Origin of the sequence: Microvirga solisilvae (genome assembly GCF_022808595.1) — a bacterium.
GTDB lineage: Bacteria > Pseudomonadota > Alphaproteobacteria > Rhizobiales > Beijerinckiaceae > Microvirga > Microvirga solisilvae.
The window spans coordinates 543984-568011 of the sequence record NZ_JAKUCN010000001.1 but is presented as its reverse complement, the minus strand read 5'-3'; the positions used below and the strand labels follow the sequence as shown (position 1 = coordinate 568011).

The following is a 24028-nucleotide window of genomic DNA, read 5'->3' as shown; positions in this document are numbered from 1 at the left end:
TCCCAAGGCACCAAAGCAATGGAATCCTTCAAATCCTATCTCGCCAAAGTCGCTACCGGCGCATCGCTGACCCGGGACGAAGCGCGATGGGCATTTGACGACCTGCTTTCCGGCGAGGTGACGCCCGCACAAGGTGGCGCATTCTTGATGGCGCTGCGCGTTCGCGGCGAAGCGCTCGATGAGATCGTTGGCGCGGTTTCCGCCATGCGCGGACGCATGCTGCCGGTGACGGCGCCTGAGAACGCCGTCGACATCGTTGGTACGGGCGGCGACCATTCCGGCAGCTACAACATCTCCACGCTCGCCTCGATCATCGTGGCCGCTTGCGGCGTGCCGGTGGCTAAACACGGCAACCGTGCGGCCTCCTCGAAATCCGGTACGGCGGATGTGCTTGCGGCACTCGGCGTGAAGCTCGGCCTCGATCCGAACGGGTTGGAGCGCTGTTTGAAGGAAGCAGGTCTCTGCTTCATGTTCGCCCAGACTCATCATGCCGCCATGCGCCATGTGGCTCCGGTACGCGTCGAACTCGGCACCCGCACGATCTTCAACCTGCTCGGGCCTCTCTCGAATCCGGCAGGCGTCAAGAATCAGCTTCTGGGAGTTTTTTCAGAGGCTTGGCTCGATCCGCTGACGCAAGTCATGAAGGAACTCGGCTCCCGCAAGGTGTGGACCGTGCACGGTTCCGACGGTCTCGATGAGATGACCACCACCGGCCCGACCTTCGTGGCCGCTCTCGAAAACGGCGCGATCCGCCGCTTCACCGTGACGCCGGACGAAGTTGGCCTGCCGGTCGCAAAGCTCGATGACCTGAAGGGCGGCGATCCCGAGCACAACGCGCGGGCCTTGCGCGCTGTACTCGACGGCACGCGCAGCGCCTATCGCGATGTGGCGCTTCTCAATGCCGCCGCTTCCCTCGTGATCGCGGATGCGGCGGCGAATCTACGCGACGGCCTTGAGCGTGCCTCGCAGGCGCTCGACAGTGGCGCGGCCAAGGGCACGCTGGAGCGCCTCGTCAAAGTTTCGAACGCCTGAGGCTGTCATGAGCGACGTGCTGAGCAAGATCGAAGTCTATAAGCGTCAGGAAATCGCAGCAGCGAAAGCGGCCGTTCCTTTGGACGAGATCAAGCGCCGCGCGCTGGCAATGCCGGCTCCGCGCGGCTTCGCGAAAGCGATCGAGCGCCATCTCGCCGAGGGCCGTCCCGCGCTGATCGCCGAGGTGAAGAAGGCAAGCCCGTCGAAGGGCCTGATCCGCGCCGATTTCGATCCGCCGAGTCTTGCCAAGGCTTATGCCGATGGCGGCGCGACATGCCTTTCGATTCTCACCGACGAGCCGTCTTTTCAGGGCAAGCCGGAATACCTGAATCAGGCACGCGAGGCGTCCGGCCTTCCGGGCCTGCGCAAGGATTTCCTCTTCGAGCCGTATCAGGTTTATGAGGCGCGTGCTTGGGGTGCGGATTGCATTCTCGTCATCATGGCAAGCGTGTCGGATGACGAAGCGCGCGCCTTGATCGACACCGCGCATGAACTCGGCATGGATGTATTGGTCGAAGTGCACGACCGCGCGGAGCTGGAGCGCGCCATTCCGCTTGGCACCAAGCTCATCGGCATCAACAACCGCAACCTTCGCACCTTCGAAGTGTCGCTCACGGTGAGCGAGGAGCTTGCGCCGCTCATCCCTTCCGACCGCATCATCGTTGGCGAGAGTGGCATCTTCAATGTTGAGGACATCGAGCGCCTGCAAAAGGTGAATATCAACACCTTCCTGGTGGGCGAAAGCCTGATGCGTCAGGCTGATGTGGCGGCGGCGACCCGGCGCCTTCTGTTCGGCGAGGCGGCATGACTAAGCTCACGCATCTCGACGCGAGCGGCGAGGCCAACATGGTCGATGTCTCGGAGAAGGACATCACCAGCCGCACCGCGATTGCGGAAGGATGCGTGGTGATGCTGCCGGAAACGGTTACGCTCATTCGTCAGGGCGATGCGAAGAAGGGCGACGTACTCGGCACCGCGCGGCTTGCCGGCATCATGGCCTCGAAGCGCACGCATGAGCTGATCCCGCTCTGCCACCCGCTTCTCATTTCCAAGGTGAAGGTGGATTGCGCTTTGGACGACACGCTTCCCGGCGTGCGCGTGACGGCGGAGGTGAAAGTATCGGGCCAGACCGGCGTCGAGATGGAGGCGCTCACCGCCGTTTCCGTCGCGTGCCTGACGATCTACGACATGGTGAAGGCGGCCGACAAAGGCATGCGGATCGAGAACGTGCGTCTTCGCATGAAGAGCGGCGGACGCTCAGGAATATACGAGGCGCCATGAGCTTGATCCCGGTCGAGGATGCGTTGTCCCGTGTGCTGGCAAGCGTCGATAAGCCGGTTTCCATCGAACATGTGCCGTTGAGCCAATGCGCAGGCCGCGCTCTGGCCGAAGACGTGAGCGCGCTGCGCGACCAGCCGCCCTTCCCCGCTTCCGCCATGGACGGCTACGCCATCCGCGCCATCGACGCCGATCATATGCCCGCAACCTTTCAGGTGATCGGCACGAGTGCGGCGGGACAACGCTTCTCCGGAACACTCGGACCACAGCAGGCCGTGCGCATCTTCACCGGCGCGCCCTTGCCGGATGGGGCCGATACCATCGTGATCCAGGAGGACACGGAGCGGTCCGGCGATCAGGTGATCGTCAAGGAGCGCCCGCGCCACGGACAGCATATCCGTAAAGCCGGTCTCGATTTCGCGGCGGGCGATGTGCTGCTGCAGGCGGGCCTGTGCCTCGACAGCCGCCATATCGCGCTTGCCGCCGCCATGGGCCACGGCATGCTGCCCGTACGCCGCAAGCCGCGCGTCGCCATCCTCGCCACCGGTGACGAACTGGTGCGCGCGGGCGAAACGGCAGGCCCCGACCAGATCACCGCCTCGAGCCTGCCCGCGACCATCCTGATGGTCGAGAAAGCCGGAGCCGATGCCATCGATCTCGGCATCGCCCGCGACAGCCTCGAATCCCTCGAGGAGCGAATTCAGGCCGCCCGCGATGCGAAGGCGGATATCCTCGTCACGCTCGGCGGCGCATCGGTGGGCGAGCACGATCTCGTGCAGAAGGCCCTGCAGCGCCAGGGCATGGAACTCGGCTTCTGGCGCGTGGCACTGCGCCCCGGCAAGCCGCTGATGCATGGCAAGCTCGCAGACACACTGCTCCTCGGGCTTCCCGGCAATCCAGTCTCGTCGCTGGTCTGCGCGGTGCTTTTCCTGATCCCCGCCATCCGCGCTTTCCTAGGCGACGCGCGGCCCGATGCGGACCCGACGGAAACCGCCATCCTCGGCGCGGACCTGCCCGCCAACGGTCCCCGGCAGGATTACATGCGCGCCTCCCTGTCGTGCGAGGAATTCGAGGTCGCCCTCACCCAGCGCCCGGAGCGAATCCCGCTCCCGGTCGCCACGCCGCATATGCTCCAGGATTCGTCGGTGCTGAGCATCCTCGAACGCTCGGAAGCCCTGCTCGTCAGGCCGCCTCACGCGCCCGCGGCCCAGGCTGGAGAGCCTTGCCGGATCGTGCGGCTGGCTCGTTTTTGCTGAATATTCCACATCAGCTTAAGCATGGACTTGCAGAACACAGCGGGAACAGCTACCCTGTTCTTGCTTTGTTTTCCAGAATCGCTCCTTCGAGGAGCAGTAAGGGTCTGTCATGCTCACGCGCAAGCAGCACGAATTGCTCCGCTTCATTCATGAGCGGCTGCGTGAAACCGGGGTCCCGCCGTCCTTCGACGAGATGAAGGATGCGCTCGATCTCAAGTCGAAATCCGGCATTCATCGCCTCATCACGGCGCTCGAGGAACGCGGCTTCATCCGCCGCCTGCCGAACCGCGCGCGTGCCCTTGAGGTGATCCGCCTGCCCGAATCCGTCGGCGCAGCCGCCGGTCAGCGCCGGTTCACGCCGAGCGTGGTCGAGGGCGGCCTGACCGAGAAGAAGCCTGCGCCGCAGCCTCCCGCCGAGGAGCGTTATCGCGATACGGCTACGATCCCGGTCATGGGCCGAATCGCCGCCGGTACGCCGATCTCCGCGATCCAGAACCGCAGCCACTCCGTCACCCTCTCGGGCGATTTCCTCTCGCAGGGCGATCACTTTGCCCTCGAAGTGCGCGGCGACTCGATGGTGGAAGCCGGCATCCTCGACGGCGACCTCGTGGTCATCCGCAAGCAGGATTCGGCGAATACGGGCGACATCATCGTGGCGCTGATCGACGATGAGGAAGCGACCCTCAAGCGCTTCCGCCGTCGTGGCTCCTCGATTGCGCTGGAAGCCGCCAACCAGGCCTACGAGACCCGCGTGCTCGGTCCCGACCGGGTCAAGATCCAGGGCAAGCTCGTCAGTCTGGTTCGCCGGTACTGACCTCTTCTTCCGGAATATCCTGCTCAGGAATAGGCCGCGCCGGTCGCGGCTTCTCCTGAGCAGGAGCAGTCTCGGCTGCCGATGCCGCTGCCCACGGCCGCACTTCGCGGCCCTTCTTCACGGACTGCGTTTCGGTACCCTCCGGCGTAAGGCGAATGGCCGTCGCGCCTCGCTCGGCAAGAGCCTGACGATCCAGCACCACGGGTGCAGCACATGATGGTGGCGCATCAAGCCGTGTGATGATGATTGCCGTGCGGCGACAATCCTCCTCGAAAGCTGAAAACTCCTTCACAAAGGCCACGGCGCGTCGATCACCTGTCTCGACGGTGCAGCCGAGCCTGTCGCAGCGCGCCGCCTGTTTCAGCGATGCATCATCGACACTGCGCCCATCGCCATCCGCGCGTAGCCATTGCTCGGTTACGAAATCGGACGGCTTTCCGACGAGGGTGAGTTGTCCTTGCACGTTGCGGATCGCAGCCCCCGCCCCTTCGCGGTCCACATAGATATCGTATCGATGCGGCGTGGCGGCGAAGGCCAGTCCTGCGCCAGCGGGAATGAGCGCGAGCCATCGCAGATGCGAGATCGGCACCGTCAGGATCAATAGACCCAGGTTCAGCAACGCGAGAGCGCTGATGCCGAGCGCAGGCACAACGACGGTCGAGCCGCTGAAACCTCCGACCCATGCGGAGACGTCGAGCACCTTTGCGACGGCAAGGCCCATCAGCGCCCAGACAGGCGCATCGAGGCCGAAGGGATAAGCCAGCACCCCGAGAACAGCTGAGGGCATCACCACAAGCGATACGAGCGGCAGCGCGAGCGCATTGCCGATGAGACCGTATGGATTGAGACTCTGAAAGTGATAGGCCGCAAAAGGTGCGGTCGCGAAACTCGCCACAAGGGTGGTGGTGATGAGCCCGAAGGCCGAGCGGCCGATCCAGGCCAGAGCCTTCTCGATCAGCGTCGAGGGCGCAGCCTCTTCTTTCCGCCATTGCAGCAGCGGCACCAGCGTCATCATCGCGGCAACGGCCCCGAACGACATCTGGAAGCTCGGTCCCAGCAGCGCCTCCGGCTCGCGCGCAAGCACGATGATCGCGGCGATGGACAAGTTGCGCATGCTGAGCGCCGGGCGATCCGCCAGCACGGCCCCGAACATCACGAGCGTCATGACGAGCGAGCGCACCGTTGCGACATCGGAACCCGAGAAGATGCAGTAAGCGGTGGCACCGATCATCGCGACGATTGCGGCGATCTTCTTCACGGGCCATGTGAGCGCGAGGCCAGGGCTCAGTGAAAGAAGTGCACGCACGAGCCAGAAGAACGTGCCTGCGGCAAGCACCATGTGCAAACCGGAGATCGACACGATGTGATAAATGCCGGCTGCGCGCAGCACATCGTTCGTAGGCTCGCCGATCAGCCCGCGCTTGCCGGTGACGAGGGCCGCACCGACACCGCCTGCGGCACCGCCGATGGCGGAGGCAATGCGTTCGGTGAGTGCGTTGCGCGCCTCGTCCACTTGCGCAGCGAGCCAAAGCGACCAACCGGGAGGCGTCGGAGGTTCAAGCTGGCGCACGGAGCCGGTGAAAGAGCCGACCGCACCGATACCCTTGTAATAGGCGTCGCGCGCGAAATCGTAACCTCCGGGCCAGGCAGGTTGCGGCGGCGGCAGGAGACGAGCAGTGCCCGTGACGAACGCGCCAGCCGTAAGATCACCGGCCTTTCGGATGGAGACGCGCACACGCTCCGGACGCTCGGGCGCGGCAACGCCTTCGAGGGAAACTACGCGCAACAGGATACGCTGCCCCTCCTCGCGATCCTCCACCGCTTCGACGAAGCCCGAGACCGGCGCGATCACGACGCGGGTGAGAACCGGAGCCGCGACGCTGCGTGTGCGGATCACACCCGCCGAAAATCCGGCGAAGATTGCAGCGAGTGCCATGCAGACGGACAGGGCGAAGAGATTGTGCCGTAGGCGCACGGAAGCTGCGACGCAGATCGCCAGAGCACCGAGCGGAGCCCAGAGCGAAGGCTGATCGGCTTGGAAGAACAGCATGATGCCAAGCCCGAAGCACACGGCGATCCAGGGAAAGAGCCGCCGCTGCTCGATTTCCTGGGTCAGGCATTTCTGCCACCAGCCACGCCAGTCGAGAGCGCCCCAATCGAGCACCAGACCAGAGGGACGCGGCAGCGCCACGGCCCGCGCAAGGCTGCGCGGGATCCTGTTCGGCTCTGCTTTGTTGTCCTGGGTCATGGCTTTGGCTTAACGCGGGGTCGGTTGCATGCTAGACGAGCCCACGCTTCGGCCCAAACCGTCCTGTGGATGAGCCGGACCAACGCGGGCCGGCGGCCTCAAGGCTGCGTCCCTATTCAAGAATTTCAACCAAGGTTCCTGCGATGACCGTCGTCACCCGCTTCGCTCCCTCGCCCACCGGCTTCCTGCATATCGGCGGGGGACGCACGGCCCTGTTCAACTGGCTCTATGCCAAGCGGCATGGAGGCAAGATGCTGCTGCGCATCGAGGACACGGACCGGGAACGCTCCACGGAAGCCGCCATCGAGGCGATCATCGACGGCCTGAAATGGCTCGGCCTCGAATGGGACGGCGACGTGGTCTATCAGTTCGCCCGCGCCGCCCGCCATCGCGAGGTGGCCGAGACGCTGCTGGCTCAGGGCCGCGCCTATTACTGCTATGCGAGCCAGCAGGAGTTGGAGGAGATGCGCGAGCTTGCCCGCAAGGAGGGCCGCCCCTCCCGCTATGACGGCCGCTGGCGCGACCGCGATCCGTCCGAGGCCCCGAAGGACGTGAAGCCTGTCATCCGCCTGAAAGCCCCCATCGAGGGCGAGACCGTGGTGGAGGACGAGGTGCAGGGCCGCGTCGTGTGGCAGAACAAGGACCTCGACGATCTTGTGCTTCTGCGCTCGGACGGCACGCCCACCTACATGCTCGCCGTCGTGGTGGACGATCATGACATGGGCGTGACCCATGTGATCCGCGGCGACGACCACCTGACGAATGCCGCCCGCCAGACACAGATCTATCAGGCCATGGGCTGGAAAGTGCCGAGCATGTCGCACATTCCGCTCATCCATGGACCGGACGGCGCCAAGCTGTCGAAGCGCCACGGCGCGCTCGGTGTCGAGGCCTATCGCGCGCTCGGCTATCTGCCGGTTGCCTTGCGCAACTATCTCGTGCGTCTGGGCTGGAGCCACGGCGACCAGGAAATCTTCTCGACCGAGGAGATGATCCAGGCCTTCGACCTCAAGAATATCGGCCGTTCGCCTGCACGTTTCGACTTTGCGAAGCTCGAGAACATCAACGGCCATTACATGCGCCAGACGGCGGACGAAGACCTCGTGAACGCCATTGAGAGCATCCTGTCGGAAATCGGCGCCGAGCGCGGTCTCGGCCCGACTTTCAGCCCCGAGCTGCGTGAGAAGCTCACCGCCGCCATGCCGGGCCTGAAGGAGCGCGCCAAGACCCTCGTGGAGCTGCTCGACAGCGCCTATTACCTCTATGCCCAGCGTCCGCTGAAGCTGGAGGAAAAGGCTGCTGGTCTCATCAGCGAGGGCCGTCCGCGCCTTGCCGGCATCGTGGAAAAGCTGCGAGGCCTGAACGACTGGAACGCCCAGAGCGTCGAGGCCGTCGTGCGCGAGCATGCGGAGGCCCTTGGAGCCAAGCTCGGACAGGTGGCGCAGCCCCTGCGCGCTGCCTTGACGGGCAAAGCCACCTCACCTGGCCTCTTCGACGTGATGGCGGTTCTCGGCCGTGAAGAAACCCTGTTGCGGCTTGAAGATCAGCTGAAGGATGCGCCTGCTGCATAGCAGGACGCACCCACCTTTAGACGTGCTTGCGGGGCACCTACGGATAAGCTACCGAAGGCCCCATATTCTCCCCCGACCGGCTGACCTCGGTCCGGCAGCTTAGCCCGGAGGCTCTCCTCCGGGCGTTCGGCTGCTCTAGGTTATGCCCGGCCTCCTGCTGAAAGGGCGAAGACCCATGAGTTCCAATTCCACACTCTCAGTCGACAACAAGGCCGTGGACCTGTCGGTGAAAGAGGGCACTATCGGCCCGAGCGTCATCGATATTTCGAAGCTTTATGCCCAGACCGGGATGTTCACCTACGACCCCGGCTTCACCTCGACCGCTTCCTGCGAGTCGAAGATCACCTATATCGACGGTGACAAGGGCGTTCTGCTGTATCGCGGCTACCCGATCGACCAGCTGGCCGAGCACGGCGACTTCCTCGAGACCTGTTATCTGCTTCTCTACGGAGAGTTGCCGACCGCCGCTCAGAAGGCCGATTTCGACTACCGCGTCACGCGCCACACGATGGTGCATGACCAGATGAACCGGTTCTTCACCGGCTTCCGCCGCGACGCCCACCCGATGGCCATCATGGTCGCCTGCGTCGGCGCGCTTTCGGCCTTCTATCACGACTCGACCGACATCTCCGATCCGCACCAGCGCATGGTCGCTTCCATGCGCATGATCGCGAAGATGCCGACGCTTGCCGCCATGGCCTACAAGTACCATGTGGGCCAGCCCTTCGTTTATCCGCAGAATGATCTGGACTACTCGTCCAACTTCCTGCGCATGTGCTTTGCGGTTCCGGCCGAAGAGTACAAGGTGAACCCGGTTCTCTCGCGCGCGCTCGACCGCATCTTCATCCTGCACGCCGATCACGAGCAGAACGCCTCGACCTCGACCGTGCGTCTTGCTGGTTCGTCCGGCGCCAATCCTTTCGCCTGCATCGCGGCCGGCATTGCCTGCCTCTGGGGGCCCGCTCACGGCGGCGCCAACGAAGCAGCGCTCAAGATGCTGGAAGAGATCGGCACGCCCGACAAGATCCCGATGTACATCGCCAAGGCGAAGGACAAGAACGATCCGTTCCGCCTCATGGGCTTCGGCCACCGGGTCTACAAGAACTACGACCCGCGCGCGCGCATCATGCAGAAGACCACGCACGAAGTGCTCAGCGAACTCGGCATCAAGGACGATCCGCTCCTCGACGTCGCCATGGAACTCGAGCAGATCGCGCTGAAGGACGAGTACTTCGTCGAGAAGAAGCTCTACCCGAACATCGACTTCTATTCGGGCATCACCCTGAAGGCGATGGGCTTCCCCACCTCCATGTTCACGGTGCTTTTCGCGCTGGCCCGCACGGTCGGCTGGATCGCCCAGTGGAGCGAGATGATCGAGGACCCGTCCCAGCGCATCGGCCGTCCGCGCCAGCTCTACACGGGCTCGCCGGAGCGCAACTACGTGACCGTCGCCCAGCGCGGATAAGATTTCCGACAACGGATGTGAGAAAGGGGCCGGAAGGCCCCTTTTTGCTGTGAACTCCAGGTCCGGTCTACGATCGCAACTCAACGATTATAGGGAACTCAAGAGATGACCGTCTCAAGCCCCTTTCTCGGTTTTCCTACGCATCTTGTTGATGGCCGCAGGCCTTGCGCAGTGATCTTCGGAGCTGGCCACGGCAGCACCTATCCCGGCAGCAACAGCAGCGGCTACACTTTAGCCGCCAACGCCATTCGCGTAGCGAGCCAGGATGATGCGGCACTCGTCGAGCACTGGGATTTCGATCTTGGCGGCCCACTTTTCGATAACAAACCAATCTGCTGCATCGATGCTGGCGACATTCCCACCATCATGCATGACAATGCCGGCAACCGGGCTCGGATCGAGGCAAAGACACGCGAGATCTTAGCATTGCCTGCTGTCCCGATCCTCATCGGCGGGGACGACTCCGTCCCCATTCCCTTCTTTAGCGGTTTTGCAGAGCACGGGCCTGTATGGATCCTGCAGATCGACGCTCATATCGACTGGCGTGACGAAGTGCAGGGTGAGCGCTACGGCTATTCGAACCCGATGCGCCGGGCGAGCGAGATGCAGCACGTCGCTGGTATCGTGCAGGTTGGCATGCGGAGCGTGGGCAGCGCACGCCTTGCGGAACTAGAAGCGGCACGGCATTACGGCAGCCGCATCGTGACAGCCCGTGAGATACATTCTCAAGGCGTTGAAGCTGCTCTTAAGCATATCCCGGAAGGAGCGCGAGTTATCGTCACTCTCGATTGCGACGGCATTGATCCCAGCATCATGCCAGGTGTCGCCTCACGCACTCCCGGCGGCCTCACCTACACACAAGCAATCGACTTGATCTCGGGCCTTGGCCGTCGGGCCAGGATCGCAGGATTCGACATCGTCGAGCTTTACCCTCCAGCCGATATCGACAACCTGTCGGCTCTGACCGCCGCGCGGCTTCTCGTCAATGTCATCGGCACCATCGCCCGGCAGGTGTGAGCCTCTGCTTTCCCGCAGAGTCCTTTTATTGCTTCTGCGGAAAGCCCAGACCGATCCTGACGACCTTGGGGCTCACGGCCTTGATCTCGTTCTGGTTCGAGACGAATTCGTTGTCGCTGGAAACCTTTATCTGCGCCTCCTCGCTGGCCGTCTCATCCAATGAGAAGATGACGAACAGATTACAGCCGCCTGGAAGGGCAGCCAGGTCGCCACCTTTCCAATCCGAACTCGTTCCACCGAAATCCCAGCCGAAGCCGTAGAGCGTGAAAGGCCTGCCATTGAGAGCCTCCACCTCGTCCAATGTCATCCCGACACGGATGCCTTTGGGGCCGTTCCAAGCACTGCCGGAAGTCTGGATAGAAGACGGTCGCTTGCGTGCCTTCTCGTTCCACCAGACGACTTCGATGTTCCGAGCCGGATCCTTCGGGAAGATGGTGCTGGCATTCATCTGCTCCGATTCTTCATAGACCACGGACTTCTCCACGTTCCGTGGTCCGAAGACGCTGATCAGCCTTTGATGATCCGAATCCCTGGCGAAGGCGCCTTCGCATTTGAGTTCATCGGCACGCGCACCGAAAGCCGTACAGCCAAGAACAACGACACAGGTTACGCCTATGCGCGAAAGCCATCTGTCTATCATTGTCCCGTCCCTCTGCTGATGGTGGGAAAGGATAGGGAAACAGAGTCGCAAAAGCTAGGCGGCAGGGGCTTCCGCCTTTTTACGACGAAGAACCTCCTCGACGATCCGCGCCGCCCGCTCGCTCGGCATCTCGTCGCCGATCCGCATCAGCTCATCGAGGCGCTGGAGCGCTGCCTCCTGCGCACGGCGCTCCGACGTATCCGAGAGCAGCGGCAGAAGCGTCACTGCTAGCGTTTCCGGCGTGCAATCCTCTTGGATGAATTCGGGAATCGCATTTTCGCCAAGCACGAGGTTCGTGAGCACGATGGATTGCGCCTTGATCAGCGGACGCAGGATGAGCGCCTCGATCTTCGACACCTTGTAGGCCACCACCATCGGGATGCCGGAGAGGCCGAGTTCGAGGGTCACGGTGCCGGAAGCAGCAAGCGCCGCATCCGCGCGGCGGAAGGCCTGCCATTTGGCGGCCTCGCCCTCCACGATGCGCGGCTTCACGCTCCACGATTCTGTGCCTTCGCGGATCGCCTGCACGAGATGCGGCACGGCGGGAATCGTCACCTCGAAGGAGCGCGCTGAACGCTGCTGCAGCAGCTTCAACGTCTCACCGAAGACATCGAGCAAACGGCTCACTTCGGAGCGGCGGCTGCCCGGCAGCACAAGAAGATTGACGGGTCCGTCCCTGTGCAGATTGCGCTCACCTTCCGCCGGCCTGAACTCCGTCACGCGCTCGATCAGCGGATGGCCCACATAGGTCGTTGGCGGGCCACCGAGGCGCTTGTGTGCATCGGGCTCGAACGGCAGCAATGCCAGAAGATGATCCACATAGGCGCGCATCTTCGCAGCGCGGCCCGGACGCCACGCCCAGACCGATGGGCTCACGTAATCCACCACCGGAATATGCGGCGCGCGCTTGCGCACGGCCTTGGCGACGCGGTGCGTGAAATCAGGGCTGTCGATGATGATGAGAATATCTGGATTGGCCGCGACCACCGCATCGGCGGTGAGCTTGATGCGGTTAAGCACGGTCGGCAGTCGGCCGATGACGGCAACGATGCCCATGACGGCGATGTCTTCGAGCGGGAATAGGCTCTTGAGGCCTTCTGCCTCCATGGCGTGACCGCCGACACCGCCGAAGCTGAGGCGCTCGGTTCCGAGCCGTGCTTTCAGCGCGCGCATGAGCTTCGCGCCGAGCTGATCACCGGATTCCTCGCCTGAGACGATCCAGATGTTGAGCGGCTTCGTGTCAGCCACGGGCCTTCTCCATCCAGGGCAAATCGACGGCGGCAAGGAAAAGCCCAAGACGGTCGGCGGTGCGTAAGGTTTCCTCCTGCTCGAGCACGAAGGTGGAGCCTGCGCCGATGGCGATGCCGGACAGACCTGCCTTCGCGGCTTCGGCGATCGTGCGTGGGCCGATGGTCGGCATGTCGACCCGCAGGTCTTGGCCCTGCTTCGCGGCCTTGATCAGCACCCCACCCTCTTTGCGGCGGCGAAGGCCGAACCAGGATTGGCGAAAGCCTGCGACCCGCACCAGCATGCGGTCGGTGCCCTCGGGACCTTCGATCGCAAGCACATGGTTGCGGGCGATCACGGCCCCCTGTCCGATATCGAACGCAGACAGGGAGGCAAGAAGATCGAGACCAACCGTGATGGCCTGCCGGTCATCTTCGTTGGGCTCCAGAGATCCATGTAGATCGCGCGAAGCAACGAGATCCGGCGCGAGCTCGTGCGCCCCCACCACGCGATGTCCGCGCTCCTCGATGAGCATCACCGCACCACGGAGTACCTGGTCGTCACCGCGGGTGATGACCTCCTTCACCTCCTGCATGTTGCGAAGGGCCGAGTATGCGCCCAGCAAGGCCGTAAAGCCTGGGCGGCGCACCGCGCCGACGAGGGAGACCGCGCGCGGCTTCCAGCCGTCGAGCGTGCTCATGATGGTCTTGAGATCGAGCAGGTCCACATGGGCGTGGGCCTTCCTACGCAATTCAGGCTCGGCAAAGCCTCGGAACGCGAGGACCCGGTAATCCTGCCCCGTGCGTTCGAGATGCTCGATGAGCTGAATGGGAAGACGTCCGCTGCCTGCAACGATGGCGATGGGACCGCTTGAAGCATGAGCCGGACCCTGGGAGCCGGCCCCTGAATTTATTGCGTGCTCGGGCTGCATGCAGCCTCACCCGTTACTGCTGACGGGATCCTTCGGCGTGCAAATCGAGCGATCCTTGCCTTCACGGATGAAGTCCAGAATTTCGTGCACAAAGGGATGTTCCTCAAACTCCGCAGCCACATCCTCGACGCGCTCGGCAAGCGTGCCCTCGTCGGCGAACAACAGGCGATAGGCACGGCGAATGTCGTGAATCTGCTCGCGGGTGAAGTTGCGGCGGCGCATGCCGATGATGTTGAGACCGGCGAGATGCGCGCGGTTGCCCATGGCCATGCCGTAGGGAATGAGATCGTTCTCAAGTCCCGACAGGCCGCCGACGAAGGCATGCGAGCCGACGCGGGCAAACTGGATCACGGCGGAGCCGCCGCCGAAGATCACGAAATTGCCGACCGTCACATGGCCTGCCAGCATCACGTTGTTGGACAGGATGCAATCGTTGCCGACCTTCGTGTCGTGGCCCACATGGGAGCCCGCGAGGAAAGTGCAGCGATCACCGATGATGGTGCGCAGGCCGCCGCCTTCGGTGCCGGGATTCATGGTCACGCCTTCGCGGATCATGCAATCGGAGCCGATCTCCAGCGTCGAGGCCTCGCCCTTGTACTTCAGGTCCTGCGGGATATGGCCAATGGAAGCAAAGGGGAAGATGCGCGTACGCGCGCCGATCTTCGTCTTGCCGGCGAGGGCCACGTGGCTCACAAGCTGGCAGCCTTCGCCGAGCTCGACCTCCGGCCCCACCATGCAGAACGGGCCGATCTTGACCCCTGCGCCGATCTTGGCGCCATCCTCGATAACGGCAGTGGGGTGGATGATTGTTTCCATCAGTCTGTCACCAGCATGGCGCTGACTTCGGCCTCGCAGACGAGGACGCCGTCAACCTTGGCTTCACCCTTGTACCACCACATGTTGCGGCGGTTGTTGAGCTTCTTCATGTGGAACTCGACCCGATCGCCGGGCTCCACGGGCTTGCGGAACTTCACCTTGTCGATGGTCATGAAGAACACCTGCTTCGGCTTCGCCTGTTCGGCCATCTTGGCCTTCACGCAGATGGCACCCGCCGTCTGAGCCATGGCCTCGATGAGGAACACGCCCGGGAAGATCGGGCGAGACGGGAAATGGCCCGTGAATTGTGGCTCATTGAAGGTGACGTTCTTGATGCCGATGCATGACTTGTCGCCGTCGATCTCGATGATCTTGTCGACCAGGAGAAACGGATAGCGATGCGGCAGCAACTCGAGGATTTCGAGAATATCGGCGGTTTGAAGCGTGGTAGGCGCTTCGGACATGACTGAATACTCCGGATATAGTCCTGGCGTCTCTTCAGCTTAGGAAGATGCGCCGTCGTCTTTGTCGGAATCGCCCTTGGATGCAAGCTTTTTCAGGGCGGTGATTTCGCGGAACCATTCGCGCATGGGCCTGGCGGGAGCCCCGCCCCAGCGTGCGCCGGCGGGAACATCGCTGTTCACACCGCTGGTGGCGGCGATCTGCGCGCCCATGCCGATCCGCACATGGCCCCTGACCGCGACCTGGCCGCCGAGAGCGACGTAATCCTCAAGAGTCGTAGAGCCGGCGATGCCGACCTGAGCCACGATCACGCAATGGCGGCCGATGACCACATTGTGGCCGATCTGCACGAGATTATCGATCTTGGTGCCCTCACCGATCACCGTATCGCGGCTCGCGCCCCGGTCGACCGTGGTGTTGGCGCCGATCTCCACGTCGTCCTGGATGATGACGCGACCGATCTGCGGCACCTTGAGATGGCCCTGCGGACCCATGGCGAAACCGAAGCCGTCCTGACCGATACGGACGCCCGGATGCAGGATGACCCGATTGCCGATGAAAGCGTTCGATACCGTGACTTGCGGCGCGAACGAGCAGTCGCGTCCGATTTTCACATGCGGGCCGATGACAGAGTGAGCGCCGATAATGGTGCCGGCACCGATTTCCGCATGGGGGCCAATGACCGCGCCCGGGTCCACCGTGACGCCGTGTTCAAGTCGCGCGGTCGGATGCACGAAGGAGCCCGGCGAGATGCCGGCAGCCGCGAATGACGATTCCGGACGCATGGATGTGGGGAACATCCTGGCCATGACCTGGGCAAAGACGCGATAGGCCAGCGGCGTTACAAGGGCGACCGTATGGGCCGGAACCTTCGAGGCAAAGCGGGGCGTGACGAGGCAGGCGGCGGCGTGGGTGGTTCCCAAGGCGCTCACATAAGCCGGGTTGTCCATATAGGCGAGATCGTTCGGACCTGCGCTTTCGAGCGGAGCGACGCTTTTAAGCAAAAACTCCCCGTCGGTGCCGTCGGGGAGCGTCGTCTGCGCCATCTCCGCCACCTGACGCAGGCTGAGCGTCTGGCTTTGCGGAAAGAAATTCGATTCTGTCATGAAAAAAGTGAGGGCGCCACGAAGGCGCCCTCCCCGATTAGAAGCGCGTGCCGCCCGAGAAGCGGAAGGACTGGGTGCGGTCAGCACCAACCCTGGTGCCGTTCGCCCGGACGATGCCCTCTTCCTTGGAGAGAGCCACGGCGTAGTCGAAGCGGATCGGACCGAGCGGCGAGGACCAGAGGATCGAAGCGCCGACCGAAGAACGGATCTTGTCGCTGTCGAGAACCTCGATGCAGTCCTGCGGCTGACCAGCGACGCGGGCGCAGACCGAACCGCCATCGGGATCGAACACGCTGCCGCCGGTGGCGCTGAACTGGGTCGGGCCTTCGTAGCCATAGAGCGTACCGGCATCGGCGAAGACAGCGCCCTTCAGGCCCAGATCGCGCGGCAGGCCGAAGATCGGGAACTGCACTTCGAGCGAACCGCCGAAATAGGTGGTGCCGCCGATAGCGTTGGCATTGGCGTCAGGGCTCGAAATGTCACGCGGACCGAGGCCGTTCGTGGCGAAACCGCGAACCAGGGACGGGCCCATGAAGAAGTGGTCGACGATACGCAGGTCGGCGCCGTCGCCGCCATTGTCGCCGAGGCCCATGATGTGACCACCCTGGACGCGAGCGATACCGACCACGTCTTCGAGCAGCTCGCGGTAGTAGCGGGCGTCACCGGTGGTGCGGAAGTAGCGCGAGTCACCGCCGAGACCGGCGAAGTCCGTCTTCACTTCGGCGTAGAAGCCGTTGCGCGGATCGCGGGTGCTGTCGAGGGTGTTGTAGTTGAACGTCAAGCCGGCGAGCGACGTGAGGGTATCGCCCTGCGACTCCTTGATCGCCAGCGAGGCTTCGCCGTTCGTCAAGCAGTTGTTGGCTGTCGTGACACCCGGGATCGGGAACGAGCAGTCGTTGTACGGACGGTCCTCATCATTCGGGATCTTCAGCTCCTGCTGATAGAGCGAATAACGAGCCGTGACCGTGAACTCTTCCGTGATCGGCAGTCCGAGGCGGACCTGACCACCCGTCATGCGGTTCTCGTAGCGGGAATAGCGGGTCTGATCGCTGAACTTCGAGAACAGGTCGATACCGGCCGCCATGCGGTAGCCGAGGAAGTACGGCTCCGTGAAGGAGAAGTCGACGCCGTTCGAGCGCTGGCCCAGCTGGCCCGCGAGGCGGACGAACTGGCCACGGCCCAGGAAGTTCGTCTCGGTGACCGAGACTTCGCCGATGACGCCGTCAGCGGTCGAGTAACCGCCGGCAACCGAGAAGGAGCCGGTCGACTGATCTTCCACGTCCACGTTCACGACAACACGGTCGGCTGCGGAGCCGGGCTCGTTGGAGACGCGAACGTTCTTGAAGTAGCCGAGGTTGTTCAGACGACGCTCGGCGCGGTCGATGAACACCTGGTTGTAGGCATCGCCCTCACCCAGGTCGAACTCACGACGGATGACGTAATCGCGGGTACGGGTGTTGCCGCGGATATTGATGCGCTCGATGTAGATGCGCGGGCCTTCCTCGACCACGTAGCCGAGATTGACCGTGCGGGTCGAAGGATCGCGGGTACCGATCGGACGGACCTGCACGAAGGGATTGCCCTGGCGAGCAACGGTGCGGGTCATGGCCTGAACCGACTTCTCGACAGCCTCGGCATTGTAAACCGAGCCGGACGAGGTCGACAGGTCGCCGCGCAGAGCATCGCCGCTCACGGCCGAAATGCGAGAATCGACGCTGACATTGCCGACCCGGTACTGCGGGCCTTCCTCAACGGCGATGGTGACGACGTAGCCACCGGCATTCGGATCGAAAGCCACCTCGTTCGAGACGATGCGGAAGTCGGCATAGCCGTTCTTCAGGTAGTAACGGCGGATCAGCTCCAGATCGTTGGAGAGACGGTTCGGATCATAGATGTCCGTGCTCTTCAGGAAGCTGAGGATATTGGTTTCCGTGGTCTGCATGATGCCACGCAGACGGCCGGACGAAATCTCGTTGTTGCCGACGAAGCGAATCTCTTTCACGCCCGTCTTGTCGCCCTCGACGATGGTGTAGACCACGTCGACGCGACCATTCGGCAGGTCCACGATGCGGGGCGTCACCTGAGCAAGGCCACGACCCTGAACGCGGTAGACCTCGAGAATGCGCTGCACGTCGGCGTCGATGGCAGCCTGATTGACCGGCGTACGAGCCCGAACCTGAAGCTGGCCTTCGATGGCTGCCTTCTCGACCTTGCTGTTACCCTCGATGGCAACGCGGTTGATCAGGGGGCCCTGGGCGGCAGAAGCACGGCGGCTCGTCTGGGGTGCCTGCTGAGCGAGAGCGGTGTCCGCAACGGTGAGGCCAGCCATCAGAGCGCTCATGGCGATCATTGCGGTGGCGGCCGGCTTCTTCCGGCGTGGCGTGGTCGTCGACATCTTCAACTGGCCCGTTTCTTTATACTTTGTCCATCGCGGGGCTAACCCGCGGGTCGGAGACAGATGCCCCCAACCTTATCGGTGCTGTCCCGCTTGTACAAACTTTCGCCGTCATTGCAAACGGCACTTGCAAATAGAGTAGCAATTTTTAACCGGCGTGGCGTCCGTGTCACGTCCTGACCCTTGGAAAACTTGGGACAAGGTGAATCCGGCCTCATCCGAAGGAGCGGGTCAGGTCGCTCCAGGTGGCCAGAAGCATCAGCATTGCCACGAAGGCAAAGCCGATCCTGAAGCCGATTTCCTGGGCTTTTTCGCTCAAAGGACGCCCCCTCACCGCCTCGACGGCATAGAACATAAGGTGCCCGCCATCGAGCAAGGGAATGGGGAAAAGGTTAATGAGGCCGATGGAAACCGACATGAAGCCGATGAGATTCACCAGACTGTAAAGCCCTCCCATCTCATAGGCCGTGCCTGCGATACGGGCGATTCCGACCGGGCCGGACAGCTGATCAATCGATTCCCGCCCCAGAATCAGGCGGCGGAGGAAGTTGAAGGTGCGGTCCACCTGATTCCAGGTATCGACGGCACCGGCCTTCAGGGCCTCCAGGGGGCCATAGGAGATGTGTTTGATAGCGGAGCGGTCCTGCGGCGCCTGAACGCCCAGAAGGCCGATCTTCTGCTTGCCGAAAGGCGTTTCCCGGGTTTCGACCTTAGGCGTCGCTGTCAGATTCACCGACTGGCCGTTGCGCTCGACGACGAAATTGAGCGGTTCGCCCGAGCTCGAGCTGACGATCATCTGCATGTCGGCGAAGGTTTGGATGCTGGTGCCGTCGATGAAGCGGATCACGTCCTGAGGCTGGAACCCCGCCTCCTCGGCCGCGCTGCCCGGAATCACCTTCTCGATCACCGGCTCCAGGACCATGCGGCCGCTGAAATAGTTGAACCCGGCGAAGATCGCGATCGCCAGGATGAAATTGGCGATAGGGCCCGCCGCGACGGTGGCCGCGCGCTTGGCGACACTTTGATGGGGAAAACTGATGGCCCGCTGCTCGGGCGGCATCTGCTGCACGCCCTCGGCGTCCGGAACGCTCGCCGCATTCATGTCGCCGACGAACTTCACGTAGCCGCCCAGGGGAATCGCCGAGATCTTCCAGCGGGTGCCGTTCTTGTCCGTCCAGCCAACAAGCTCGGGCCCGAATCCGATGGAGAATGCCGTCACGCCGATGCCGCAGCGGCGGCCGACCCAGTAATGACCGTACTCGTGGATAAAGACGACGACCGTCAGCACCAGGAGAAAGGCGAAGATCGTCAGGGCGAAGGACCCCGTCATACCGCCGATTGCCGAAAGCAATTCCATTATCGTTCCTTCCGCGCCTTTTCCCGGGCGCTCAAATTCGCTTGGCCGGCACGAGGCGCCGCGCCATGGCCCGAGCCTCGCCATCGATGGCAAGAGCTTCCGCGACCGTCGCAGGGGCATTCCCGCTTCCGACCATAGTTGAGCAAACGCTCTCAACTATTTCAGATATAGCATAAAATCCTATCTGGTCCGCCATATAGACCTCGACCGCGATCTCGTTGGCGGCGTTCAGAATCGTGGGCATGGCGCCGCCAGCCTGAAGTGCCGCCTTGGCGAGCGCAAGGCAGGGAAACCGCGCCTCATCCGCCTTTTCGAAGGTTAAGCGGCCAATCGCGGCAAGATCGAGACGGGGAAGGTCCATGAAGAGACGTGCGCTGTTCTGCAGCGCATTTGCGATTGGCACCTTCATGTCAGGCAGCGCAAGGCCCGCCGTGACCGCGCCGTCCGTCCATTGAACAAGGCCATGAACGATGGCCTCGGGATGGACGAGCACATCGAGGCGCTCGGCTTCCAGGTCGAACAGATGATGGGCCTCGATCAGCTCCAGTCCCTTGTTCATGAGGGTGGCGGAATCGATGTTGATTTTGGAGCCCATGGACCAGACCGGATGAGCCGAGGCCTGTTTGGCGTCGGCCTTCGCGATTTGCTCACGGGTCCAGGTGCGGAACGGGCCGCCGCTTGCGGTTATCACCGCCTTTCCCACATCCCTGTTCCGGCCAGCGGCAAGGGCGTGCTCGAGGGCGTTATGCTCCGAATCCACAGGCATGACGGAAACACCGAGGCGTCGGGCATCGGCCATGAAGGCAGCACCTGCGCAGACAAGGCTTTCCTTGTTGGCCAGGGCAATGCGCCTGCCCGGCTTCAACGATGCGTAGGTGGGCTCCAGGCCTGCTGTTCCGCTAATGGCGGCCATCACGATGTCGGATGGGCGATCAACAGCTTCGAGAACGGCGGAACGGCCTGCCCCGCTCTCGATTCCCGTTCCGGCCAGTGCCTCCTTCAGCGCATCGGCAGTGCTCTCGTCGGAGAGGGCTGCGAACCTGGCGCCGAGTCGTTTCGCCGTTTCCGCCAGGGCTAAAGCATTGCGCCCGCCGACGACGGCCTCGACCCGAAACTCGTCCCGATGCGCCAGAACCACATCCGCCGTGGAGCGGCCGATGGAGCCGGTGGCTCCGAGGATCGTGAGAGAGCGGGTCATGAAGAGCTAAGCAACTCCGTACGCGACGAGAAGAACGATACCGAGGATGAGGGAGACGGCCCAGAAGCCGTCGAGGCGGTCCATCACGCCGCCATGTCCTGGAATGAGATGGCTCGAATCCTTCACATCGCAATGGCGCTTGAGCGCGGATTCGCCGAGATCGCCGATCTGGCTGGCAATCGAGGCGACCATCGAGAGGGCAACCACGCTCCAGAGGCCGAAGGAATGGTCCAGCCCCCAGCGTCCGCCCACCCAGGCAACGAGGAGGCCGGCAAGGGCCGCTGCAAAGAGTCCGCCGAGAAAGCCGGACCAGGTTTTCTTCGGGCTGATCGAGGGGCAGAGCTTCGGTCCACCGAGAGCGCGGCCTGTGAAATAGGCCGCGATATCCGTGGCCCATACGACACCGAACATCCAGATCAGGCCCAGAAGGCCAATCTCGGGATAGGCGCGCACCATGGGCGGAACAAGCACGATCACCGCGGCATAGACAAAGCCGAAAGCCGTCCAGAGCTTGTTCTGCTTGCCCTTGGCGAGCAGCGTACCGATGGCGACGAACACGACAGCCGTCACGACTCCGATCGTGAAACCGGCCCCGGACAGATAGATGAATGTGAGGGCTACAAGCCCCAGGCCGAAGACCGCCTGCACCGCCCGGCGCGGCTCAACCTTCGTCATGTCGGTCCACTCGACCATCATGGCGATGCCGGCAGCGAGCCAGAACAAGGCGAAGGGCCAGCCACCCCACCAGGCTGCTCCCAGAGCCAGGGCGATCATGACGATCGCGGACAGGACTCTCTTCTTCAGCTCGCTGGTGGGAGCCTTCGAGGGCAAGGCGGAACCTTCTGTCGTGTCCATCGTCAGCTGGCCTTGGCGCTGAGACCGCCGAACCGCCGGTCGCGACGGCTATATTCGTCGATGGCGTCCTTGAAGGAGGCCTCGTCGAAATCCGGCCAGAAGACAGGAAGGAAGACGAACTCCGAATAGGCCGTCTGCCAGGTCAGAAAGTTCGAAACCCGCTGCTCGCCCGAAGTGCGGATGACGAGATCGGGATCGGGAATGCCGTGTGTGTCAAGCGCCTCGCCGATCATTTCCATGCTGATGCTGGAGGGGTCTAGCGCGCCTTCCTGGACCTTCCGGGCAAGAGCCTGCACGGCGCTCGCGATCTCCTGACGTCCGCCGTAGTTGAAGGCGATCACCAGGGTCAGGCCCGTATTGTCACGGGTCAGCTGCTCGGCCTCATCGAGCAGAAGGCGGATATCGGAAGCGAGATTCCCGCGCTCTCCGATGATGCGCACACGGACATTGTTGGTGTGCAGCTCCGCCAGGTCGTGCCGCACGAAGCGCTTGAGGAGCCCCATGAGGAAGGACACCTCTTCCTCGGGGCGGCGCCAATTCTCGGCCGAGAAGCTGTAGACGGTGAGATACCGGATGCCGAATTCGGTGGCGATGCGCACCGCACGGCGGATAGCCTCGATGCCCTTGCGGTGTCCCTCGAAGCGGGGCAAGCCCCGTTGAGCGGCCCAGCGTCCGTTTCCATCCATGATGATGGCCACATGGGTCGGCATCCCCTCGCCCATGGTTTCCTGGGCAAGGATGGGGGCCGACCGCTTGGCTTCGCCGCTCATAATAGGTTTCCGATGCAAGTCTAGAATTTAGACAGGTCTAGAACTTAGACTTGCATGATTTCCTTTTCCTTGGCCACCAGGAGCTGCTCGATTTCAGCCACAAACTGGTCGGTCGCCTTTTGGACCTGGTCGCCGTCGCGCTTTGCGTCGTCCTCGCTGATCGCCGAGTCCTTCTCGAGCTTCTTCAGGAGGTCGAGACCATCGCGGCGCACGTGGCGGACGGCGATGCGCGCCTCTTCCGCGTATTTGTGTGCGACCTTCACCATCTCCTTGCGGCGCTGCTCGTTCATCTCGGGGATGCGCAGGCGGATGATCTGGCCTTCGGTCTGCGGGTTGAGGCCGAGATCGGACTCACGGATGGCCTTCTCCACGGCGGCAACCATGCCGCGGTCCCAGACCTGGACGCTGAGCAGGCGCGGCTCCGGCACGTTCACGGTGGCGACCTGCGTGATCGACATCATGGAGCCATAGGCATCGATCTGAAGCGGATCGAGCAGGTTCGGCGAGGCGCGGCCCGTGCGCAGGCTGCCCAGGTCGTGCTTGAAAGAATTGATGGCGCCCTGCATGCGGCGCTTCACATCAGCGAGGTCAAAGGTCGTAGCCATGAGATCTTTTCCTTACGCGAACTATCTAAAAACGGGCTTACGCTGCCCTGGGTCCTGCTTCAAGAGGCGAGATTTAGGGGACCACAACTGTTGACGGGACTTTTCCGAGCAGAAGATCGGTGATCGAGCTCGGCGCATGCACGGAGCCGACGAGGATCGAGAGCCTGCTCTCGCGCGCCAGGGCGAAGGCAGCGGTATCCATCACCTTCAGGTCCTTGGCGATGGCCTCGTCATGGGTCAGGCGGTCGTAGCGGACGGCGTTCGGATCCTTCTTGGGGTCGGCGGAATAGACGCCGTCCACCTGGGTCGCCTTCAGAACAACATCGCACTTGAGTTCGGCCGCGCGCAGCACCGCTGCCGTATCGGTGGTGAAGAACGGGTTGCCCGTGCCGCCGGCGAGCACGACGACCTGGCCCTTGTCCAGATGATGCAAGGCAGGCTGACGGGCGTAGGTTTCACAGATCGTGGGCATGGACACCGCCGACATGGTGCGGGCGGGAACGCCAGCGGCGTTGAGCGATGTCTCGATGGCGAGCGAGTTCATGACCGTGCCGAGCATGCCCATGGAATCGGCGGTGGGACGGTCGATCCAGCCGGCAGCGCTCATGCGCGCGCCGCGAATGATGTTGCCGCCGCCGATCACCACGGCGATCTCGAAGCCGGCCTTCGTGGCCTTGGCGAGATCGCGGGACAGGCGCGAGAGAACTTCGGAGTCGAGCCAATATCCGTCGGGAGCCATCAAGGCCTCTCCCGAGAGCTTCACCAGAACGCGCCGGAATTGTGCCACTGTCAGGACTCCCTTGTTGTTGGTGATCGTTTGCCTCTCACACTCTGCCCTCATCCTGAGGAGCCGCATAGCGGCGTCTCGAAGGAAGATCCAGAGAGCGCTAGAGACGCCCGCGTCCTTCGAGACGGACCGTGCGGTCCTCTTCAGGATGAGGGCTCAACTGAGTTTATAGGCTTCTCATGAAAACGGCGGCTGAGA

The 24028-nt window shown here is 63.0% G+C and carries 22 protein-coding genes; 8 read left to right on the top strand and 14 right to left on the bottom strand.

The annotated features are described in order from the left end of the window. Window positions 1-18 precede the first annotated feature (18 nt). From trpD to lexA, 5 genes are all read left to right on the top strand, one after another. A complete protein-coding gene (gene trpD / locus MJ639_RS02775) occupies window positions 19-1032 on the top strand; it encodes an anthranilate phosphoribosyltransferase (RefSeq protein ID WP_243368530.1) in 1014 nt (337 codons plus the stop codon). A gap of 7 nt (window positions 1033-1039) precedes the next feature. After that, window positions 1040-1840, top strand: a complete 801-nt coding sequence (trpC, locus tag MJ639_RS02770) for an indole-3-glycerol phosphate synthase TrpC (RefSeq protein ID WP_243368528.1) — start codon at window positions 1040-1042, stop codon at window positions 1838-1840. Further along, a complete protein-coding gene (moaC, locus tag MJ639_RS02765; RefSeq protein WP_243368526.1) occupies window positions 1837-2313 on the top strand; it encodes a cyclic pyranopterin monophosphate synthase MoaC in 477 nt (158 codons plus the stop codon). The genes trpC and moaC overlap by 4 nt, the downstream gene beginning before the upstream one ends. Next, on the top strand, window positions 2310-3566 hold the full coding sequence (locus MJ639_RS02760; RefSeq protein ID WP_243368524.1) for a molybdopterin molybdotransferase MoeA: 1257 nt from the start codon (window positions 2310-2312) through the stop codon (window positions 3564-3566). The genes moaC and MJ639_RS02760 overlap by 4 nt, the downstream gene beginning before the upstream one ends. Window positions 3567-3675: 109 nt before the next feature. After that, window positions 3676-4380, top strand: a complete 705-nt coding sequence (lexA, locus tag MJ639_RS02755) for a transcriptional repressor LexA (RefSeq protein WP_243368522.1) — start codon at window positions 3676-3678, stop codon at window positions 4378-4380. Here lexA and MJ639_RS02750 read toward each other — a convergent pair. Beyond that, window positions 4358-6628, bottom strand: a complete 2271-nt coding sequence (locus MJ639_RS02750; RefSeq protein WP_243368520.1) for a ComEC/Rec2 family competence protein — start codon at window positions 6626-6628, stop codon at window positions 4358-4360. The genes lexA and MJ639_RS02750 overlap by 23 nt on opposite strands. A gap of 143 nt (window positions 6629-6771) precedes the next feature. Here MJ639_RS02750 and gltX point away from each other — a divergent pair, with 143 nt between their 5' ends. From gltX to MJ639_RS02735, 3 genes are all read left to right on the top strand, one after another. Further along, window positions 6772-8199, top strand: a complete 1428-nt coding sequence (gltX, locus tag MJ639_RS02745; RefSeq protein ID WP_243368518.1) for a glutamate--tRNA ligase — start codon at window positions 6772-6774, stop codon at window positions 8197-8199. Between the two features lie 175 nt (window positions 8200-8374). Then, a complete protein-coding gene (gltA, locus tag MJ639_RS02740; protein WP_243368516.1) occupies window positions 8375-9664 on the top strand; it encodes a citrate synthase in 1290 nt (429 codons plus the stop codon). A 105-nt stretch (window positions 9665-9769) separates the two neighbouring features. Then, window positions 9770-10681 carry an agmatinase gene (locus tag MJ639_RS02735; protein ID WP_243368514.1) on the top strand — a complete coding sequence of 304 codons (912 nt, stop codon included), beginning with the start codon at window positions 9770-9772 and terminating at the stop codon, window positions 10679-10681. A gap of 25 nt (window positions 10682-10706) precedes the next feature. Here the strand turns inward: MJ639_RS02735 and MJ639_RS02730 are convergent, their stop codons facing one another. The 13 genes from MJ639_RS02730 to pyrH form a co-directional block, all read right to left on the bottom strand. After that, window positions 10707-11153, bottom strand: a complete 447-nt coding sequence (locus tag MJ639_RS02730) for a hypothetical protein (RefSeq protein WP_243368512.1) — start codon at window positions 11151-11153, stop codon at window positions 10707-10709. A gap of 222 nt (window positions 11154-11375) precedes the next feature. After that, the gene (gene lpxB / locus MJ639_RS02725) at window positions 11376-12569 is read right to left on the bottom strand and encodes a lipid-A-disaccharide synthase (protein WP_243368511.1); all 1194 of its coding nucleotides are present in this window, start codon (window positions 12567-12569) and stop codon (window positions 11376-11378) included. Continuing rightward, window positions 12562-13479, bottom strand: a complete 918-nt coding sequence (locus tag MJ639_RS02720; RefSeq protein ID WP_243368509.1) for an LpxI family protein — start codon at window positions 13477-13479, stop codon at window positions 12562-12564. Before MJ639_RS02720 ends, lpxB begins: the two co-directional genes overlap by 8 nt. Before the next feature lie 6 nt (window positions 13480-13485). Continuing rightward, the gene (gene lpxA, locus MJ639_RS02715) at window positions 13486-14295 is read right to left on the bottom strand and encodes an acyl-ACP--UDP-N-acetylglucosamine O-acyltransferase (RefSeq protein ID WP_243368507.1); all 810 of its coding nucleotides are present in this window, start codon (window positions 14293-14295) and stop codon (window positions 13486-13488) included. Beyond that, the gene (fabZ, locus tag MJ639_RS02710) at window positions 14295-14759 is read right to left on the bottom strand and encodes a 3-hydroxyacyl-ACP dehydratase FabZ (protein ID WP_243368505.1); all 465 of its coding nucleotides are present in this window, start codon (window positions 14757-14759) and stop codon (window positions 14295-14297) included. The genes lpxA and fabZ overlap by 1 nt, the downstream gene beginning before the upstream one ends. A gap of 39 nt (window positions 14760-14798) precedes the next feature. Further along, window positions 14799-15863 carry a UDP-3-O-(3-hydroxymyristoyl)glucosamine N-acyltransferase gene (gene lpxD, locus MJ639_RS02705; RefSeq protein WP_243368503.1) on the bottom strand — a complete coding sequence of 355 codons (1065 nt, stop codon included), beginning with the start codon at window positions 15861-15863 and terminating at the stop codon, window positions 14799-14801. A 37-nt stretch (window positions 15864-15900) separates the two neighbouring features. Beyond that, window positions 15901-18258 carry an outer membrane protein assembly factor BamA gene (bamA, locus tag MJ639_RS02700; RefSeq protein ID WP_243368501.1) on the bottom strand — a complete coding sequence of 786 codons (2358 nt, stop codon included), beginning with the start codon at window positions 18256-18258 and terminating at the stop codon, window positions 15901-15903. A gap of 214 nt (window positions 18259-18472) precedes the next feature. Next, window positions 18473-19615, bottom strand: coding sequence for an RIP metalloprotease RseP (gene rseP, locus MJ639_RS02695; protein ID WP_243368499.1), 1143 nt, complete (start codon window positions 19613-19615; stop codon window positions 18473-18475). A gap of 31 nt (window positions 19616-19646) precedes the next feature. Beyond that, window positions 19647-20813, bottom strand: coding sequence for a 1-deoxy-D-xylulose-5-phosphate reductoisomerase (gene dxr / locus MJ639_RS02690; RefSeq protein WP_243368497.1), 1167 nt, complete (start codon window positions 20811-20813; stop codon window positions 19647-19649). A gap of 6 nt (window positions 20814-20819) precedes the next feature. Beyond that, window positions 20820-21668 (bottom strand): phosphatidate cytidylyltransferase, encoded by an 849-nt coding sequence (locus tag MJ639_RS02685; RefSeq protein WP_243368495.1) that lies wholly within the window; start codon window positions 21666-21668, stop codon window positions 20820-20822. 2 nt (window positions 21669-21670) lie between these two features. Beyond that, a complete protein-coding gene (locus tag MJ639_RS02680) occupies window positions 21671-22390 on the bottom strand; it encodes an isoprenyl transferase (RefSeq protein WP_243369021.1) in 720 nt (239 codons plus the stop codon). 92 nt (window positions 22391-22482) lie between these two features. Next, window positions 22483-23043 carry a ribosome recycling factor gene (gene frr, locus MJ639_RS02675; RefSeq protein WP_243368494.1) on the bottom strand — a complete coding sequence of 187 codons (561 nt, stop codon included), beginning with the start codon at window positions 23041-23043 and terminating at the stop codon, window positions 22483-22485. Between the two features lie 73 nt (window positions 23044-23116). Further along, a complete protein-coding gene (gene pyrH, locus MJ639_RS02670; protein WP_341482613.1) occupies window positions 23117-23830 on the bottom strand; it encodes a UMP kinase in 714 nt (237 codons plus the stop codon). Between the last annotated feature and the right edge of the window lie 198 nt (window positions 23831-24028).